The organism is Sphaerisporangium sp. TRM90804 (assembly GCF_029846175.1).
In the GTDB taxonomy this organism is placed as follows: domain Bacteria; phylum Actinomycetota; class Actinomycetes; order Streptosporangiales; family Streptosporangiaceae; genus Sphaerisporangium.
On record NZ_JARWAC010000016.1, the window covers coordinates 80399 to 98239 of the forward strand.

The 17841-nt window shown below is 75.0% G+C and carries 15 protein-coding genes; 13 read left to right on the forward strand and 2 right to left on the reverse strand.

Features of this window, described 5'->3' with window-relative positions; genetic code table 11:
• Positions 1-18 precede the first annotated feature (18 nt).
• Entirely contained in the window at positions 19-756 is a 738-nt protein-coding gene (locus PYR91_RS20770) for a GntR family transcriptional regulator (RefSeq protein WP_279781897.1), read from the reverse strand.
• Between the two features lie 158 nt (positions 757-914).
• Here PYR91_RS20770 and PYR91_RS20775 point away from each other — a divergent pair, with 158 nt between their 5' ends.
• The 13 genes from PYR91_RS20775 to PYR91_RS20835 all read left to right on the forward strand — a co-directional run bounded on the left by PYR91_RS20775 (position 915) and on the right by PYR91_RS20835 (position 15681).
• Positions 915-1949, forward strand: coding sequence for an SIS domain-containing protein (locus tag PYR91_RS20775; protein WP_279781899.1), 1035 nt, complete (start codon positions 915-917; stop codon positions 1947-1949).
• Positions 1950-1992: 43 nt separating this feature from the next.
• Complete coding sequence (locus PYR91_RS20780; protein ID WP_279781901.1) at positions 1993-2229, forward strand: PTS glucose/sucrose transporter subunit IIB; 237 nt, start codon at positions 1993-1995, stop codon at positions 2227-2229.
• A gap of 23 nt (positions 2230-2252) precedes the next feature.
• Entirely contained in the window at positions 2253-2702 is a 450-nt protein-coding gene (locus PYR91_RS20785) for a PTS glucose transporter subunit IIA (RefSeq protein ID WP_279781902.1), read from the forward strand.
• A gap of 185 nt (positions 2703-2887) precedes the next feature.
• A complete protein-coding gene (locus tag PYR91_RS20790; RefSeq protein ID WP_279781904.1) occupies positions 2888-3145 on the forward strand; it encodes an HPr family phosphocarrier protein in 258 nt (85 codons plus the stop codon).
• Positions 3146-3161: 16 nt separating this feature from the next.
• Positions 3162-4832 (forward strand): phosphoenolpyruvate--protein phosphotransferase, encoded by a 1671-nt coding sequence (gene ptsP, locus PYR91_RS20795; RefSeq protein ID WP_279781906.1) that lies wholly within the window; start codon positions 3162-3164, stop codon positions 4830-4832.
• 58 nt (positions 4833-4890) lie between these two features.
• Positions 4891-6621 (forward strand): glycoside hydrolase family 3 protein, encoded by a 1731-nt coding sequence (locus PYR91_RS20800; protein ID WP_279781907.1) that lies wholly within the window; start codon positions 4891-4893, stop codon positions 6619-6621.
• An 82-nt stretch (positions 6622-6703) separates the two neighbouring features.
• A complete protein-coding gene (locus PYR91_RS20805) occupies positions 6704-7396 on the forward strand; it encodes an HAD family phosphatase (RefSeq protein WP_279781910.1) in 693 nt (230 codons plus the stop codon).
• Positions 7397-7519: 123 nt separating this feature from the next.
• On the forward strand, positions 7520-8026 hold the full coding sequence (locus tag PYR91_RS20810) for a hypothetical protein (RefSeq protein WP_279781912.1): 507 nt from the start codon (positions 7520-7522) through the stop codon (positions 8024-8026).
• 71 nt (positions 8027-8097) lie between these two features.
• A complete protein-coding gene (locus PYR91_RS20815; protein WP_279781913.1) occupies positions 8098-8244 on the forward strand; it encodes a hypothetical protein in 147 nt (48 codons plus the stop codon).
• Between the two features lie 30 nt (positions 8245-8274).
• The gene (locus PYR91_RS20820) at positions 8275-8736 is read left to right on the forward strand and encodes an HAD hydrolase-like protein (RefSeq protein WP_279781914.1); all 462 of its coding nucleotides are present in this window, start codon (positions 8275-8277) and stop codon (positions 8734-8736) included.
• Between the two features lie 134 nt (positions 8737-8870).
• Positions 8871-9611, forward strand: a complete 741-nt coding sequence (locus tag PYR91_RS20825) for an HAD family hydrolase (protein WP_279781916.1) — start codon at positions 8871-8873, stop codon at positions 9609-9611.
• A gap of 243 nt (positions 9612-9854) precedes the next feature.
• The gene (gene alaS, locus PYR91_RS20830; protein ID WP_279781918.1) at positions 9855-12515 is read left to right on the forward strand and encodes an alanine--tRNA ligase; all 2661 of its coding nucleotides are present in this window, start codon (positions 9855-9857) and stop codon (positions 12513-12515) included.
• A 1042-nt stretch (positions 12516-13557) separates the two neighbouring features.
• Entirely contained in the window at positions 13558-15681 is a 2124-nt protein-coding gene (locus PYR91_RS20835) for an acetoacetate--CoA ligase (RefSeq protein ID WP_279781920.1), read from the forward strand.
• 246 nt (positions 15682-15927) lie between these two features.
• Here PYR91_RS20835 and PYR91_RS20840 read toward each other — a convergent pair whose 3' ends face one another.
• A complete protein-coding gene (locus PYR91_RS20840; protein WP_279781922.1) occupies positions 15928-17508 on the reverse strand; it encodes an FAD-binding oxidoreductase in 1581 nt (526 codons plus the stop codon).
• Positions 17509-17841: the final 333 nt, after the last annotated feature.

The window sequence follows — 17841 nt, forward strand, 5'->3', positions numbered from 1 at the left end:
GGGTAAGGGAGGACTCAGCTAACGCCGCGTCGGGATGTCCAGCACCGTGCGGAGCTGGTACCGGTCGGCGCGGTAGGTCGAGACCCCGAACTCGACGCAGGCGCCGTCCGCGAAGGACCGGCGCTGGAGCAGCAGCACCGCGCCGCCTCGCGGCAGCTTGAGCAGGTCGGCGTCGCCGGGGTCGGCGATGCCGCCGTCGATGGTCAGCTCCCCGGCGTCCAGGACCACGCCGTGCCGCGACTCCAGCAGCGCGTACAGGGACCGGCCCGTCAGGTCGAACGACTCCAGGCCGGGCGCGAAGGACACCGGGATGTGGGCGCGCTCGATGCACAGCGGCTCCCCGTCCGCCGTGCGCAGCCGCTCGATGAAGTGCACGGCCTCGCCCGGCTGGATGCCGAGCTCGCGCGCGAGGTGGGCGCTGGCCCGGACCACCCGGCGGTCCAGGTCGCGCGAGCCCGGCTCCATGCCGCGGGCGCGCATGTCGTCGCTGAACGAGGTGAGCCGCAGCGCCATCTCGATCTTCGGCCGGGCCACGAAGGTGCCCTTGCCTGCCACGCGGTGCAGGCGGCCCTCGGAGACGAGGTGGTCGACGGCCTGGCGTACCGTCATGCGTGAGAGGCCGAAGCGCTGGCACAGCTCGCGCTCGGAGGGGATCGCCGCCCCGATCGGCAGCTCGTCGTTCTCGATGAGGTCGAGCAGGATCTCGCGGAGCTGGAAGTACTTCGGCACAGGGCTGTCGGGGTCGATCCGGGCCACCCGGTGCGCTCCTCTCGATCTCGTCGCGGCGATGGGTTATGGTTTGTGCTGGTCTAGTCCGGACTAGACCACAGGCCAGAAATGAGTGTCAACGTACGGACCGGCGACGGATCGATAACGGCCCGATCTCGCCCTCCGCAGCCGAAGGACGGGCACGGATGACGACCAAGATGCGCACCGAGATCGCCGAGCAGCCGGCCGCCCTGCGGGCCACGCTCGACGCCCTGCTCCCGCGGGTCGGCGAGGTGAAGGCGCTGGCGGGGCAGGCGCGGCAGCTCCTGTTCATCGCCCGCGGCACCTCCGACAACGCCGCCGTCTACGGCCGCTACCTCGTGGAGGCGCACGCCGGCCGGCTGTCGGCCCTGGCGGCCCCGTCCATCGCGACGACCTACAAGCGCAAGCTCGACCTCACCGGTGTGCTCGCGGTCGGCCTGTCGCAGTCGGGCCGCACCGAGGAGATCGTCCAGACCCTGGCCTGGGCCCGCGACTGCGGCGCCTCCACGGTCGCGATCACCAACGGCGGCGGGGAGTCGCCGCTGGCCCAGGTCGCCCACCTGGCGCTGTGCACCGTGGCGGGGGTCGAGGAGGCCGTCCCGGCCACCAAGACCTACACCACCCAGCTCGCGGCCCTGGCCGTGCTCGCCCTCGGGCTCGGCGCCGACGTCGACGCCGCGGACCTGCAGCGGGTGCCCGACGCCGTGGAGCGGCTGATCGCCGACCCCGGCGACCTGGAGGCCGTCGTCGAGGGGCTGGCCGACGTGTCCGGCGTGGTGGTCTCCGGCCGCGGCATGGCGTTCTCCACCGCCCTGGAGACCGCGCTCAAGCTCAAGGAGGCCTGCTACGTGCACGCCATGGGCCTGTCGTACGCCGACCTGCTGCACGGTCCGATCGCGGTGGTCGACGAGCGCACGCCCGCGCTGCTGGTGGCGGCGGGCGAGGGCCCGACCCTGCCGGGCACCGTGGCGCTGGCCCGCCGGGTGACCGGCGCCGGCGCCGCCGCGTACGGCGTGGGCGGCGGCGCCGAGCTGGCCGCCGCCTCCACCGCGGCGCTCAACGGCCCCGACCTTCCCGAGTGGGTCGCCCCGATGGGGTTGATCGTGCCCGGCCAGCTCCTGACCGAGTCGCTGGCCCGGCGCCGCGGCATCGACCCCGACTCCCCGCGCGGCCTCAACAAGGTGACACAGACCGAATAGCCTTCTGCCGTCGCCCTCGCGGGCGGGGACTAGGAGGACGTACATGTCGGCAGACGCGAACGCGATCATCGCCGGACTGGGTGGCGCGGCCAACATCATCGAGATCGAGCCGTGCATCACCCGGCTGCGCACCGAGGTCCGCGACGCCTCCAGGGTCGACCAGGCCGCCCTGCGCGCCGCCGGCGCCCACGGGGTCATGGCCGCCGGGAACGTCGTCCAGGTCGTCGTGGGGCCGGACGCCGACACCATCGCCTCGGACATCGACGACATCATCGGGTGATCCCCGCGTCGCGTGGGAGTGTCATGACCACAGTGCTCGCCCCGGTGGCGGGATCCGTCGTGGGGCTGGCGGCGGTGCCCGACCCGGTGTTCGCCGGAGGCCTGGTGGGGCCGGGGACGGCGATCGACCCGGCCAGGGGCCCGGCCGACGCGCTGGCGCCCGTCGACGGCACGATCCTGAAGATCCACCCGCACGCGTACGTGGTCGTCGGCGACGACGGCAGGGGCGTCCTGGTGCACCTGGGCGTCGACACCGTGCGCCTGCGGGGCGAGGGCTTCACCGTGCTGGCGCGCGAGGGCGAGCGCGTGCGCGCCGGGCAGCCCGTCGTCGCCTGGCACCCCGCGGGCGTCGAGGCCCGGGGCCTGTCCCCGGTGTGCGCGGTGGTCGCCCTGGACGCCCCGCCGGGAGCGGTGCGGGTGGTGGCGGCGTCCGGGCCCGTCCGGGCCGGCGAGCGGCTCCTGCGGTGGGACTGACCGGGCAGGCCGCGACGACGGGTACGACCAGGAGAGGACGGTTCCCGGCGGGTGTTCGCCCCGCCCCCGGCCCGTCGATGTCGACGGGCTGTTACCTGAGTCTGGGATTCTTTCGGTATGACCCGCTAGCCGTACTGAGGGAACCCGGGTGGTCCAGACCGCCCCGGCCGGTTCGAGGAGGACGCGTGCCCGAGCGCAAGGTGATCGTGGAGTCGGAAGTGGGCCTGCACGCCCGTCCGGCGGCGAGATTCGTGCAGACCGCCGCCAAGGCGCCCATCGACGTGACCGTCGCCAAGCCGGGCGGCACACCGGTGAACGCCAAGAGCATCCTTTCCATCCTGGCGCTCGACGTCAGGCACGGGGAGGCCATCGTCATCCACGCCGACGGCGACGGCGCCGAGCAGCTTCTGGACGAGCTGGCCGCCATCGTCTCGACGTCCTGATCCCTACGGAGCCGCCATGGAAGTCCTGACCGGAGCCGGGGTGAGCCCCGGCGCGGGGTACGGCCCCGCCTACTTGCTGCGCGCCGACGTCCCGGAGCCCGCCGCGGGCTCGCGGCACGGCGGCGACCCCGTCGGGGAGGTCGCCCGGGTGGAGGCCGCCGTGGAGCGGGTGGCCGCCGACCTGGAGGAGCGGGGGGAGACGGCCGGCGGCGAGGCGCGGGACGTCCTCGGGGCCCAGGCGCTCATGGCGAGGGATCCCGCCCTCGCGAGCGAGGTGGCCGACCTGATCGCGGCCGGCACGTCCGGCGAGCGCGCCGTGTACGAGGCCTTCATGCGGTACCGCGACACGCTCGCCCAGGCGGCGGGCTACCTCGCCGAGCGCGTCGCCGACCTGGACGACGTCCGCGACCGTGTGATCGCCGAGCTGCTGGGCCTGCCGTCCCCGGGTCTTCCCGGCGACGCGTCCGAGCCGTACGTGCTGGTGGCGCGCGACCTCGCGCCCGCCGACACCGCGCTGCTCACCAAGGAGGTCGTCGCCGCCTTCGTCACCGAGCAGGGCGGCCCCACCAGCCACACCGCGATCATCGCGCGCGCGCTCGGCGTCCCGGCCGTCGTCGCCTGCGCGGGCGCCACCATCATCGTGAACGGCACGCCCGTGCTGGTCGACGGTACCACCGGCATGGTGGCGCTCGTCCCCTCCGAGGAGGAGGTCAGCGCGGCCCTGCGGTCGGCACGCGACCGCGAGTCCGTGCTCACCTCGGCGACCGGCCCCGGCGCCACCGCCGACGGGCACCCGGTGGCCCTGCTGGCCAACGTCGGCGGGCCCGGCGACCTGGCGGACGCGGTGAGCCGCGGCGCCGAGGGGGTGGGGCTGTACCGCACCGAGTTCCTCTTCCTGGACCGCGGGCAGGGGCCCTCGGAGGAGGAGCAGGAGGCGGCCTACCGCGAGGTCCTGGAGGCGTTCCCGGGCCGCCCGGTGGTGGTGCGGGTGCTGGACTCCGGCGCCGACAAGCCGCTCGGCTTCCTGCCGCCCACCGCCGAGCAGCCCAACCCCGCGCTGGGGGAGCGCGGCATCCGGGTGTTCCGCACGTTCACCGACGTCATGGTGGGCCAGCTCCGGGCGCTCGCCCGCGCCGCCGAGGGCACCGAGGCGCGGCTCCAGGTCATGGCGCCCATGGTGGCGACCGCCGCAGAGGCCCGATGGTTCGCCGACGCCTGCCGCGCCGCGGGCCTCCCGTCGGCGGGCGTCATGATCGAGATCCCCGCCGCCGCCCTGCGGGCCGGCGAGCTGGCCGCCGAGGCCGACTTCTTCTCGATCGGCACCAACGACCTCGCCCAGTACGCCTTCGCCGCCGACCGCCAGCTAGGCGCGCTGACCGAGTTCCAGGACCCGTGGCAGCCGGTCCTGCTCGACCTGGTGGCCATGACCGCCGCCGCCGACGTCCCCTGCGGCGTCTGCGGCGAGGCAGGCTCCGACCCCGCCATGGCCTGCGTGCTGGTGGGCCTCGGCGTCGACTCCCTGTCGATGGGCGCCCCGGCCCTGCCATGGGTGCGCGCGGCCCTGGCCCGCCACACCCTGGCCCAGTGCAGGGCGGCCGCCACCGCCGCCCGGGCCGCGACGACCGCCGAGGAGGCGCGCGCCGCCGCGCGCGAGCACCTTCCGGGGCTGGCCGACCTGGCATTGTGACCAAGGCGGCGTCCCGTGGGGGCCCTGTGACGGGCGGGGCGCCGCTACCGTGAAGTCCATGGGTGGACGTGTACGCGCGGCGGCGCTGCTGGTGATCGCGACCGTGACGGCCGGCTGCGCCGGCACTCCGCCGGAGCCGCCCCCGGCCGCCCCCACCCGGGCCGCGCCCCCCGCGTCCTCTCCACCGGCCACCCCCGCCGCGTCCCCGTCGCCCTCGGCGAGCGCGCCCGCGCCCGCCGAGGCCCTGCTCGCCGGGATGAGCCTCGCCGAGAAGGTCGGCCAGCTCTTCATGCCCGTGCTGTACGGAGCTCGCGCCGACGCCGCCCACGGCGAGAACCAGGCGCGGTTCGGGGCCGGCGCGCCCGCGCAGGTCGTCAGGAAGTACCGTCCCGGCGGCGTGATCCTGTTCCCCTGGGCGGGCAACGTCGCCGACGCCGGGCAGCTCGTGAAGCTGGCCGACGGCCTGCAGGAGGCGTCGGAGATCCCGCTGATGATCGGCGCCGACCAGGAGAACGGCGTCGTCTCGCGGCTGAGCCCCCTGGTCACCGACGTGCCGGGCAGCATGGCGATCGGCGCGACCGGCGATCCCGAGCAGGCGCGCGCGGCGGCCCGGGTGACCGGCGCGGAGCTGCGGGCGCTCGGCCTGAACCTCGACTTCGCCCCGGTGGCCGACGTCAACGTCGACCCGGCCAACCCGGTGATCGGGGCCCGCTCGTACGGGTCCGATCCCAAGCGGGTGGCGGCCATGGTGGGGGCGGCGGTCGACGGCTTCCACGAGGCCGGCGTGGCGAGCGCCGCCAAGCACTTCCCCGGCCACGGCGACACCAGGGTCGACAGCCACAGCGGCCTGCCGGTGATCGACCACTCCCGCTCCCAGTGGGACAGGCTGGACGCGCCGCCGTTCCGGGCGGCCGTCGAGCGGGGGGTGGACATCGTGATGTCCGCTCACGTCGTGATGCCCAAGCTCGACCCCTCGGGCGACCCCGCGACGCTGTCCAAGCCCATCATCACCGGGTTGCTGCGCGACGAGCTGGGCTACGACGGCGTGGTGTCCACCGACGCGCTCGACATGGACGCGGTGCGCGAGAAGTACGGCGACGGCGAGGTGGCGGTGCGGGCGATCCTGGCGGGCGTCGACCTGCTGCTGATGCCGCCCGACCTGCCCAAGGCGCACGCCGCGGTCCTGGCCGCCGTGGAGTCCGGCCGCATCTCCCGCGACCGCCTCGACCGGTCGGTCTCCCGCCTGCTCGCCCTGAAGGCCGGGCGCGGCATCCTGGACGGCCCCGCGCCCGGCGCCGGGCAGGCGGCGAAGGTGCTGCGCTCCGAGGAGCACCGGGCGCGGGCCCAGCGCATCGCCGACCGCTCGGTGACGGCGGTCAAGGGCGCCGGGCGCCTCCCGCTCAAGGGGGACGTTCTGGTCACCGGCCCCGCGGCCCGGCGGCTGGCCCGCATGCTGGACGGCGCCACGGCGGCGGGCACCGGCGACACCCCGACCGCCGCCCAGACGGCTTCGGCGCGCGCCGCGGCGGCCCGCGCCGACGTCGTGGTGGTCACCACGCGGGACGCCGGCCCCGCCCAGGCCCGCCTGGTCGCCGAGATGGCCCGCACCGGGAAGACGCTCGTGGTCGTCTCCATGGGCGCCCCGTACGAGCTCTCCCGCCTGCGCGGCTACGACGCGGCCCTCGCCGTCTACTCCGACGGCGACGCCTCGCTGAGGGCCGCCGCGAAGGCCCTGAGCGGCACGCTCAAGCCCGCCGGTGCCCTTCCCGTCGAGCTGAACGGCGGGTGACCGGTCCCTTCCGCGGGGGCTGGCGAAGATCGCCGGCCGGGCCCGGCCTAACCTGAAAGGCCGGGGTCGGAGAGGAGCGGACGTGCTGAGAGGCGTACTCATCGACTGGGGTGGCGTGCTCACCACGAGCCTGCACGAGGCCATCGCCGAATGGATCGCCGCCGACGGCATCGACGGCGTCCACTACCGCGACATGATGGGCGTGCTCGTGCGCGAGGCGTACGAGCACGGGGCCCAGGGGGAGAACCCCATCCACGCGCTGGAACGCGGGGAGGTCGACGTGCCGGCCTTCGAGCGCGACCTGGCGGCGCGCCTGGTCACCGTCGACGGCGGCCCGCCGGTCGCCGAGGGGATGCTGCGGCGCATGTTCGAGGGCTTCCGGCCCGTCCCGCAGATGTACGAGATGCTCGCCGCGGCCCGCGGCGCCGGGCTGGTGACGTGCCTGGTGTCCAACTCCTGGGGTGATCACTACGTCCGCGAGGGCTGGGAGGGCTACTTCGACCAGGTGGTCATCTCCGGCGAGGTGGGCATGCGCAAGCCCGAGCCGCGGATCTTCCACCACGCGCTCGGCCTCGTCGGCCTGCCCGCCGAGCACTGCGCCTTCGTCGACGACGCGGAGGCCAACATCGTCGCCGCCCGGGCCGTCGGCCTCGTCGGCGTCCACCACCTGGACACCGAGGCGACCATCAGGCGCATCGAGACGATGGCCGGGCTCTCCCTGCGCACCGGGAACGGCGCGACCCCGGCGGCCGCGGCCGGCACGCCCTCGCCGTGACCCCGCCCGGGAGCGGGCCTGGGCGGCCCGCCCGGCGCGAGGTGGCGGGCCGGGCTGGCACACTCGTACAGGTCGCCGGCGCCGCTCGGGGGTCGGAATCGCGAACGTCTGATTGAGGAACGCATGCGCGTGTACTTGCCGTGCACGCTCCCCGCGCTGGCCCGGGTGGCCGACGCCGGGGAGCTCGGTCCCGCCCCGCTGACCGCCTACGCGGTCACCCCGGCGCTGGTGGAGTGGTACGTCTCGGGGGACGCCGAGGAGCTGGAGTACGTCGCCCTGACCGACGCCGCGAGGGCGTCCCTGCGCATGCTGGCCGCCGACCGCGCCGATGGAGTGGCGGTCCCCGGCAGGCGGGTGGTGATCGCCGCCGAGGTGCCCGACGGCGCCGCCAAGGCCGGCGCCGACCTGGAGGACCGCGCGCGGGTGCGCCTGGCGGAGCCGGTGCCGATGAGCGCGGTCGTGTCGGTCCACGTGGACGACCTCGCGGCCGTCCCCGACGTCGAGTCGGCGCTCGCGGCCGTGTTCGCCGCGGACGCCGGTGACCAGGACGCGCGGTTCCAGGTCGACGGCGCCGAGGCCCACGAGCTGATGTGGTACGCCACGCAGGAGATCCCCGACCTGCGGGTCTGAGGTCTGGGGTGCCCCAGGGAGCGTGCGGGACGCTTGAACACGGCGGCGGAAAAGCTAGGCTTGACGGCGATATGAAGCACATCATCTGGGACTGGAACGGAACTCTGTTCCACGACATCGACGCCGTCGTCGGGGCCACCAACGAGGTCTTCCGGCCCTACGGGGTCGCCGCCTTCGACCACGACGGCTTCCGCGCCGCCTACACCCGGCCGATCTGAGTCGCCTACGAGCGCATCCTGGGCCGGCCGTTGCGCGACGGCGAGTGGGAGCTGCTCGACCAGGCCTTCCACGACCACTACCACCGGCTGATGCTGTCGTGCGCGCTCGCCGAGGACGCCCTCGACTGCCTGCGCGGGTGGGTCGACTCCGGGCGCACGCAGTCGCTGCTGTCGATGTGGGCCCACGACCGGCTGGTCCGCAAGGCCGAGGAGCTCGGCATCAGCGGCTACTTCAACCGCATCGACGGCCTCAGCGCCGGCCTGCCGGGCGGAGGCAAGGCCGAGCACATGGTGGCGCACATCGAGTCGCTCGCCATCGACCCCTCCGAGGTGCTGGTGATCGGCGACAGCCTGGACGACGCCCACGCGGCCCAGCACGTCGGGGCGTCCGCCGTGCTGTACACCGGCGGCATGACCAGCAGGGCCGACCTGTCGGCCTCCGGCCTGCCCATCGTGGAGACCCTGACCGACGCGTTCAGCCACGCGACCTGACCGGCACGCCCCGCCGTGGGCGGCCGCGTGCGGCGCCGGGTCCCCGGCGCCGCACGGCCGCGTGACCCGACCGTCTCGGCATCGGGCGCCGCGGGTACCCCCGATGGCCGTACCCTGAGCCCACCCGGTTCCGCGTGTTCGTTCGGAGGCCCCCCATCAACCGTCTCGTGCTGTGGAACGTCGACCTCACCCTGGTCGACGTGGCGATCGTCACCCGCGAATCCTTCGCCGAGGCGTTCCGGCAGGTCACCGGGCGGCCGCTGGTGAAGCTGGCGCCCGCGATGGGGCGTCCCGACTCCGAGATCATCTTCGAGACGCTCGCGGTCAACGGCATCACGACCGGCGACGACCACCTGCCGCGGTTCATCGACGCGCTCGCCACCGCCTTCGCCTCCCGGCGCAAGCGGCTCGGCAAGGACGGCCGCGCCATGCCCGGCGCCAAGGACGCCCTGCGCGCCGTGGCCGCGCTCGACGGCGTCGTCCAGTCGGTCCTCACCGGCACGATCAAGAGCAACGCGGTGCACAAGCTCGGCGCGTTCGGCCTCGACCGTTACGTCGACTTCGAGGTCGGCGGCTACGGCGAGGAGGTCTACCCCAAGGCCACCCTGCTGCAGGTCGCGCAGGGCAGAGTGAAGCGCAGGTACGGCTTCACCTGCGACGGGTCGAACACCGTGCTGGTGGGCGACTCCGCGAGGGACGTCCAGGCGGCCCGCATCGCCGGGGCCGCGATGGTCGCGGTGGCCTCGGGCCGCTCCACCGTCGCCGACCTGCGTGAGGCGGGCGCCGACATCATCCTGCGCGACCTCACCGACGCCTCCGAGGTCGTCGCCGCCGTCGCCCGGCTGACCGGCCCGGCCGGCCGCAAGGCGGGCTGAGCCCGCGCCCCGGCCCTATAACGGTTGTGAGGTCGCGGGTGGCGGACGTTATCCTTCGGCGAACGGAGCCGCGTCGGTCACGGTGAGCGGCCGGCGGACACGAGCGGGAAGTCAAGCGGCAGGTCATGGGCATTCACGAGGTGGGGCGGCGAGCTACCCGCGCCGAGCTGGGGAACGAGCGTTCGTTCTCGGCCCGGCTCGGCGGCGCGCGCCGGCGACCCATCGACCTCGTGAGGCCTTTCCATGCGTTCCCCTGAGATCCGCTCGACCTTTCTCGGCTTCTTCACCGAACGGGACCACCGGGTGGTCCCCTCCGCCTCCCTCATCCCCGACGACCCGACGCTGCTGCTGAACAGCGCGGGCATGGTGCCGTTCAAGCCGTACTTCCTCGGCGAGTCCCGCCCCGGGCACAGCCGCGTGACCTCCGTGCAGAAGTGCGTGCGCACGTCCGACATCGACGTGATCGGCCGGACGGCGCGCCACGCGACCTGCTTCGAGATGCTGGGCAACTTCTCCTTCGGCGACTACTTCAAGCAGGAGGCCGTCGCCTGGTCGTGGGAGCTGCTCACCCGGGGCTTCGGCCTCGACCCCTCGCGGCTGTGGGTGACCGTCTTCACCGGCGACGACGAGACCGAGCGCATGTGGCGGCGCGTCGGCGTGCCCGGCGAGCGCGTCCAGCGGCTCGGCATGGAGGACAACTACTGGTCCATGGGCGTGCCCGGCCCTTGCGGCCCCTCCTCCGAGCTGCACTACGACCGCGGCCCCGCGTTCGGCCGCGAGGGCGGCCCCGCGGTGGACGCCGACCGGTACCAGGAGATCTGGAACCTCGTGTTCATGCAGAACCTGCGGGGCGAGGGCACCGGCAAGAGCGACTTCCCGGTCGTGGGCGAACTGCCCGCGCGCAACATCGACACCGGCCTGGGCCTGGAGCGGCTCGCCGCGATCCTGCAGGACGTCGGCTCGCTGGGGGAGACCGACGTGCTCGCGCCGACCCTCGGCCTGGTGCGGGAGCTGGCCGGCCGCCCGTACCCGGGCGGCGGCGAGGAGGCGGTGTCGTTCCAGGTCGTCGCCGACCACGTCCGCGCGGTCACGTTCCTGGTCGCCGACGGCGTGCTGCCCGCGCGGGACGGCCGGGGGTACGTCCTGCGGCGGCTGGCGCGCCGCGCGGTGCGCCACGCCCGCCTGCTCGGCATCGAGGGGCCGGTGCTGCCCGCCCTGACCGGCAGTGTCGTGGACAATCTGGGCACGGCGTGGCCGGAGCTCGAACGCCATCGTTCGCTGATCGAGCAGGTGGTCGCCGCGGAGGAGGAGGCGTTCGGCCGCACCCTGCGGCAGGGCTCCCGGCTGCTGGACGAGGCGATCGGGCGGGCCCGCTCGTCGGGCTCGGCGCGCCTGCCCGGGCGGGCGGCGTTCCGGCTCCACGACACCTACGGGTTCCCGATCGACCTGACCGTCGACGCGGCGCGCTCCGCGGGCCTGACCGTCGACCGGGACGCGTTCGCGGCCCTGCTGGAGGAGCAGCAGAGCCGGGCCAAGCAGGTGGGCCGTGGCAGGAAGGGCACCGCGGTCGCGCGGCAGGACGCCTACCGGCGCGTCGCCGCCGAGCACGGCCTGACCCGCTTCGTCGGGTACGACGCCACCACGGCCGAGGTGCGGCTCGTCGCGCTGCTCGACGACGGCCGGGCCGTCCCCGGCGCGTCCGAGGGCGCGGAGCTGGAGGTCGTGCTCGACCGCAGCCCGTTCTACGCCGAGGCGGGCGGCCAGGTGGGCGACACCGGGGTCCTGCGCACCGGCGACGGCGCGGTGCTCCGGGTGCTGGACACCCGGCCGGGCATCGACGGGCTGCACGTGCACACCGCGCGCGTGACCAGCGGCGAGGTCCGCGCCGGGCAGGGGGCCGAGGCGGTGGTGGACGCCGGGCGCCGCGCGGCGGTCGCGCGCTCGCACTCGGCCACCCACGTGCTGCACGCCATGCTGCGCCGCGTGCTGGGGCCGCACGCCGAGCAGCAGGGCAGCCGGGTGGAGCCGGGCCGGGTCCGCTTCGACTTCGCGCACTTCACCGCGGTCGGCCCTGAGCGGCTGGCGTCCGTGCAGGCGCTGGTGAACGAGCACCTGCTCGACGACCCCGAGGTGCGGGTGTGGGAGGCGACCCGCGCCGAGGCGGAGGCGGCGGGCGCGACCGCGCTGTTCGGCGAGAAGTACGGCGACCGCGTGCGCATCGTGGACATCGGCGACTTCTCCCGCGAGCTGTGCGGCGGCACGCACGTCGGCCACGGCTCGCAGGCGGGGCCGGTGCACATCCTCGGCGAGTCGTCGATCGGCGCGAGCCTGCGCCGCGTCGAGGCGCTGACCGGCGCCGACGCGCTGCGCCACCACGACCACGAGCGCGCGGTGCTCGCGGAGCTGGCGGCGCTGCTGGAGGTGCCCGCCGACCAGGCGCCCGACCGGTTGCGGCGGCGCCTCGCGTCCCTGGCCGAGGCGCGGCGCCGCCTCGACGCGCTCCGCGAGGCCGAGCTGTCGGCCATGGCCGACACCCTGGCGTCCCGGGCCCAGCGGGTCGGCGGCGGGTGGCTGCTCACCGAGCGGGTCGACGGCGTCACCGCCGACGAGCTGCGGCCGCTCGCGACCGAGCTGGCGCGGCGGCGCGGCGACGAGCCGGGCATCGTGGTGATCGGCGCGGACGCCGGCGGCAAGGCGCTGCTGGTCGCCGCGCTCAGCCCCGGCCTGTCCGGCGACGGCCTGCGGGCCGGCGACCTGCTGACCGAGGCGGCCCGGGCCGTGGGCGGCGGCGCGGGCGGCAAGGGCGCCCTGGCGAGCGCCGGCGGCCGCCACCCCGAGCACCTCGCCAAGGCCCTCACCCTGGCGTCCCGCGCAGCCCACACCCACCTCACCGCGCTCCCCTGAGCGGCGCATCGGGCCGCCTACGGGCCGGCTCGCCCGGCATCGGTCCGAAGCACCGCCAGGGTCTCGCCTGACGCGCCTTAGGCCGGTGCAACCGAAGCCGCGTACGCGGTGGCGATCGCCGCACGCGGGCCGGGTTCGCCCGGTGTCGTCCGACGGCGCCGTGAGGGTCGCGCTTGACGCGTGTCTGGCCGACGCCGTAGAAGCCGCGTACGCGGGGGTTGCCCGCCACAGACGGGCCCGGTGCCCGGTGTCGGCCTGAAACGTCACCAGATTGCGCCTGACGCGTCTCAGGCCGACGCCGCCGCTGAGATGGTGCCTTCGGCGCAATTTCTCAAGGGTGACCCTCACCCAGCCCACTCATGCCGTCGCGCAAGCCAGAGGCCCTCGGTCCCGAAAGACACTCGTCACCGAGACCACACCGATCGGGGGTACGGCAGGTGGACGGTGATTACTCGCGCGACCGTGGGTGGTCAGTCGGATGAGGGTCGCCCTTGGAAGACTGCGCCGAAGGCACCATTCACGGGACGCCGGTTGACCATAGGCGATGGTGGTTACGCGCGACCGGGTGTGTGAGGGGTGCGTGGGAGCACGGGGCCCACCTCGTGCGGTCCCGCTCGTTCACCGGTCGCCCGCCGTACTCGGCGCCGGCTTCGCCGTACCCCTTCCCGCCGACGCGGCGCCGGATGGGAGCAACCGGGCGGGGCGGGAGGTCGGGGTCGGGCGGGGGTGGGAGGTCGGGGTCGGGCGGGGTGGGAGGTCGGGGTCGGGCGGGGCGGGAGGTCGGGAGCGGGCGGGGGTGGGAGGTCGGGGTCGGGCGGGGCGGGAGGTCGGGAGCGGGCGGGGGTGGGAGGTCGGGGAGCGGGCGGAGGGGGAGGCCGGAGCGGGGTGGTGTATGGGGTGGCCATGCTGGGAGGGGGCTGTCGGTATGGACGGGGCATGTGCCCGGGGGGTGGCGGGGTGGGGGGCGCGCACGGGGTGGGGGGCGGGCCTGTGTGGGTGGGCGGGATGGCGTCTCGGCGGGGGGGTCCGTCAGGATGGGGCCATGGTTGAGGAAGGTGCGCTGCTCTGGGAGCCGTCGGCCGAGGTGGTGCGCGAGGCGGGGGTCACCCGGTTCGCCGAGTGGCTCGGGCGTCCCGGGCAGGCTTACGAAGACCTCTGGCGCTGGTCGGTGGAGGCTCCGGAGGAGTTCTGGACGGCGGTGTGGAAGTACTTCGCGGTCGTCGGCGACCGTGGTGACGGGCCCGTCATCAGTGGGACGATGCCGGACGCGAAATGGTTCGCGGGAGCGAGGCTGAACTACGCGGCGAACGCGCTGCGTCACGACCCCGGCCGCCCGGCCGTCGTCGCCCGCGAGGAGTCGGGACGGCGCCGGACGCTCACCTACGGCGAGCTCGCCGACGAGGTCGCCCGGGTGCGGGCGGGCCTGGTGCGGCTCGGGGTCACCCGGGGCGACCGCGTGGCGGCCTACCTGCCCAACAACGTCGAGGCGCTGGTGGCCTTCCTGGCCACCGCCGGCCTGGGCGCCATCTGGTCGTCCTGCTCGCCCGACTTCGGCGCCTCCAGCGTCGCCGACCGGTTCACCCAGATCACGCCGAAGGTGCTGATCGCCGTCACCGGTTACACCTACAACGGCCGCCGCTTCGACCGGTCGGCCGTCGTCGCCGATCTCGCGGCCCGCCTGCCCAGCCTGTCGGCGACGATCCTGGTCGGCGCGGAGCCGGGCGGCCCGTCCACCGGCGGGACGGGCCTAGGAGCGGCGTCAACGGACGGCACCGCGCCGGGCGCTGCGTCACCAGGCCATGCGGCGCCGGACGCCGTGGCTTCCGGCGGGACGGGCCCCGGAGCGGTGTCCACGGACCCCGCCGCACCGGGCGGTGCGGCACCAGGCCATGCGGCGTCGGGTGGCGCGGGTTTCGCGGGTGTGGCGGCGTCGGGGGACGGACCCTCCGGGCGGGTGCTGACCTGGGAGGAGCTTCGGGCGGAGGCCGGGGGCGGGGAGGTCGAGGAGGTGGCGTTCGACCATCCGCTGTGGGTGGTCTACTCCTCGGGGACCACCGGGCTGCCGAAGCCGATCGTGCACGGGCACGGCGGCATCGTGCTGGAGCATCTGAAGGCGCTCTCCTTCCACCAGGACATCGGCGCGGACGACGTCTTCTTCTGGTACACCACCACCGGCTGGATGATGTGGAACTACCTGCTCGGTGGTCTGCTGACCGGCGCCACCGTGGTCCTGTACGACGGCAGCGCCACCCACCCCGGCACCGACGCGCTGTGGCGGATCGCCGCCGAGGAGGGCGTCACGTACTTCGGCACGGGCGCGCCGTACATCACCGCCTCCATGCGCGCGGGGCTGCGCCCCACGGGCCTCGACCGTCTGCGCGGCGTCGGCTCCACCGGCTCGCCGCTGCCGCCGGAGGGCTTCGCCTGGCTGTACGACGTGCTGCCGACCGTCCAGCTCGGGTCCTTCTCGGGCGGCACCGACGTGTGCACCGGGTTCGTCGGCGCGGTGCCCACCCTGCCGGTCAAGGCGGGCGTGATCCCCTGCCGCTGCCTCGGCGCGGCCGTGGAGGCCTACGACCCCGAGGGCAAGCCGGTGACCGGCGAGGTCGGCGAGCTGGTGCTGACCCGCCCCATGCCGTCCATGCCGGTGCGGTTCTGGAACGACCCCGGCGGCGAGCGCTACCGGGAGAGCTACTTCGCCGACTACCCCGGCGTCTGGCGGCACGGCGACTGGATCAAGGTCCTTCCCGACGGCGGGTGCGTGATCTACGGCCGCTCGGACTCCACGCTGAACCGCGGCGGCGTCCGCATGGGCACCAGCGAGTTCTACCGGGTGGTCGAGCGGTTCCCGGAGATCGCCGACAGCCTCGTGATCGACACCGGCCAGCTCGGGCGGGACGGCCGCCTGCTGCTCTACGTCACGATGGCCGCCGGCGGCACGCTCGGCGACGACCTCGCCGCCCGGCTGAAGCGGGCGCTGCGCGAGGAGCTGTCGCCCCGCCACGTCCCCGACGAGATCCGCGAGGTGCCCGGCATCCCGCGCACGCTGAGCGGCAAGAAGCTGGAGGTGCCGGTGCGCAAGATCCTGCTCGGCGTCCCGGTCGACAAGGCCGCCAACCCCGGCTCCATGGCCAACCCGGAGGTGCTGGAGCACTTCCTCCCCTGACCGCCGGCCTTGGGCGGGCCCCTCCCTGGGGCACCCCGTTCATGCCGGCGGGCCGCTCGGACAGACGGCGGGCCGCTCGGACAGACCGGCCCGCCTGAGCGGATCCGCCCACCGCGGGGCCACCCACCCTCTCTAGACGGGTTGCCCGGGGGTGAGAAGCGGCTCACTGGAGCCGTCAAGATCGCCTGCCACCCACCCTCTCTGGACGGGTTGCCCGCTCACGACAGGCCCGACGTTCCGCGCGGGTCAGACGGCCTGGGGGAAGTCGAAGAGGCGGTCGGGGTCGTAGGCGGCCTTGACCTTGGACAGGCGTGCGGCGTTGGGGCCGTAGTAGGCCTGACGCCAGCCGCGCAGGGTGGGGTCGATGTAGTTGACGTACGCGTGCGCGCCGAAGTGGGCCTCCATGGCGGCGTGCGCTCCGCGCAGCCAGCTCGCCGCGCCCGCCCGGTGCGCGTAGTACTGCGCGCTGAACAGGGCCTGGCGGTGCGGGAACGCCGTGGCGTCCGGCCGCACGCGGGCGACGGCCCCGCCGAGGGCGTCCAGCAGGATGGAGTGCCGGCCGGGCCGGCCGGCCTGCTCGACCAGCGCCTTGACGCCCGAGGCCGTCAGCGGCCGGTAGGCCAGGTGGGACGCGGCGACGAACGCGTCGCGCGGGAAGCGGCCGTCACGGGTGCGGCCCGGGAGGTCCCCGGGGCGGTGACACTGCGACACCGTGCGCGACGCGCACCCGGCCATGGTCATCATGGCGTCGGCGTACCCCATGGCGGTCACCGAGCGGACCGAGGGGGCGGAGCCCACCGCGGCGAGCAGGGGCTCCAGCTCGCGCTCGCAGGCGGCGCGCGAGCCCAGATACAGGCCGCCGATCCGCAGGTCGGGGACGGGATCGTGGCCGAGGTGCAGGTTGGACCACAGGGCGTCCGGGGCGCGCGGCGCCCAGCGCTGCCAGGCGTCCAGGGCGCGCGGCGCCCGGGACCACGGCCACCCCAGCGAGAAGACGGTGACGTCCTGTGTGCGGTGGGTGCGGAAGGTGAACGACACCGCCACCCCGAAGTTGCCGCCCCCGCCGCCGCGCGAGGCCCAGTACAGGTCGGCGTGGTGGCGGGCGTCGCAGGTGAGCAGCCGCCCGTCGGCGGTGACGACCCGCACGGACTCCAGCACGTCGCAGGTGAGGCCGTACCGCCGGGCGACGACGCCGAGCCCGCCGCCGAGGGTGAGGCCGGCGATGCCCACCGTCGGGCACGAGCCCGCCGGGATGGACACGCCCCGGGCGGCCAGCCGGTCGTAGACGTCGACGAGCTGCGCCCCCGCGCCGACGACCGCGCGCCCGGGGGTCGCCCGCACGTCGCTCATGGGCGAGACGTCCACGACCAGGCCGGTGCCGGTGGACCAGCCCGCGTAGCCGTGCCCGCCCGACCGCGAGGTGAGCGGCGCCCCGGTGCGCCGGGCGAAGGCCAGGCACTCGGCGACGTCGCCGGGGTTCTCGCAGTACGCCACCCCGCCAGGGCGCACGCCGTCGTAGGAGGGGTTGTACAGGCGGCGGGCCTCGTCGTAGGAAGCCTCTCCGGGGCGGATCAGCCGCCCGTCGAGCCCTTCGCCCAGGGCGGCCCAGTCGGCGCGGGCGGGGCCCGTCCGCGCGCCGGTGCGCACGGCGCCCGCGGACGTCCGGGGGCTCGCGGGCGGGGCGGAGGGCGAGGCGGGGGGCGTGGTGGCCGCCGCCGAGGGGGCGCCGGGGCCGGCGGCGGGGGACGCGCACCCGGCGGCCGCGCCGGCGGCGAGCGCGGAGACGCGGAGGAAGTCCCGCCGGCCCAGGCCGGACCGAATGGTCACGCGTCCCCCAAGGGCCGGTCAGCGTTCACGAAAAGGTGCACTCTCATAAGTGAGACGTGGCCAGGGTCGGCTTGGTTTATCACAGATGCGTCACAGCGGGCCGGGCGTTCCTTGAGCCGGGGGGTACAAGGGGGAATCCAGCCAGATGCCGACAAGTTAACGTTTGAGGTGTGATGGCTTGGTATCGGGTACAGCGGGAGGCGAGTCGACGTCAACGGCGACCCGGCGGCCCCCCGGTGAGGGCGGCCCGATCCCCCGGCCGTCCCCCGGAAGGCGCCGCGTGACCGGGGCGCGGCCCTCGGGCCGTGACCAGACGAGACACCGGCGACCCCT

Bases quoted from the DNA above. Each gene is read 5' to 3' on its own strand.
- PYR91_RS20835 (WP_279781920.1), top strand. From the start codon at position 13,558: ATGGTTGAGGAAGGTGCGCTGCTCTGGGAGCCGTCGGCCGAGGTGGTG.
- PYR91_RS20810 (WP_279781912.1), top strand. From the start codon at position 7,520: ATGCGCGTGTACTTGCCGTGCACGCTCCCCGCGCTGGCCCGGGTGGCC.
- PYR91_RS20785 (WP_279781902.1), top strand. From the start codon at position 2,253: ATGACCACAGTGCTCGCCCCGGTGGCGGGATCCGTCGTGGGGCTGGCG.
- PYR91_RS20800 (WP_279781907.1), top strand. From the start codon at position 4,891: ATGGGTGGACGTGTACGCGCGGCGGCGCTGCTGGTGATCGCGACCGTG.
- PYR91_RS20815 (WP_279781913.1), top strand. From the start codon at position 8,098: ATGAAGCACATCATCTGGGACTGGAACGGAACTCTGTTCCACGACATC.
- PYR91_RS20775 (WP_279781899.1), top strand. From the start codon at position 915: ATGACGACCAAGATGCGCACCGAGATCGCCGAGCAGCCGGCCGCCCTG.
- alaS (WP_279781918.1), top strand. From the start codon at position 9,855: ATGCGTTCCCCTGAGATCCGCTCGACCTTTCTCGGCTTCTTCACCGAA.
- ptsP (WP_279781906.1), top strand. From the start codon at position 3,162: ATGGAAGTCCTGACCGGAGCCGGGGTGAGCCCCGGCGCGGGGTACGGC.
- PYR91_RS20780 (WP_279781901.1), top strand. From the start codon at position 1,993: ATGTCGGCAGACGCGAACGCGATCATCGCCGGACTGGGTGGCGCGGCC.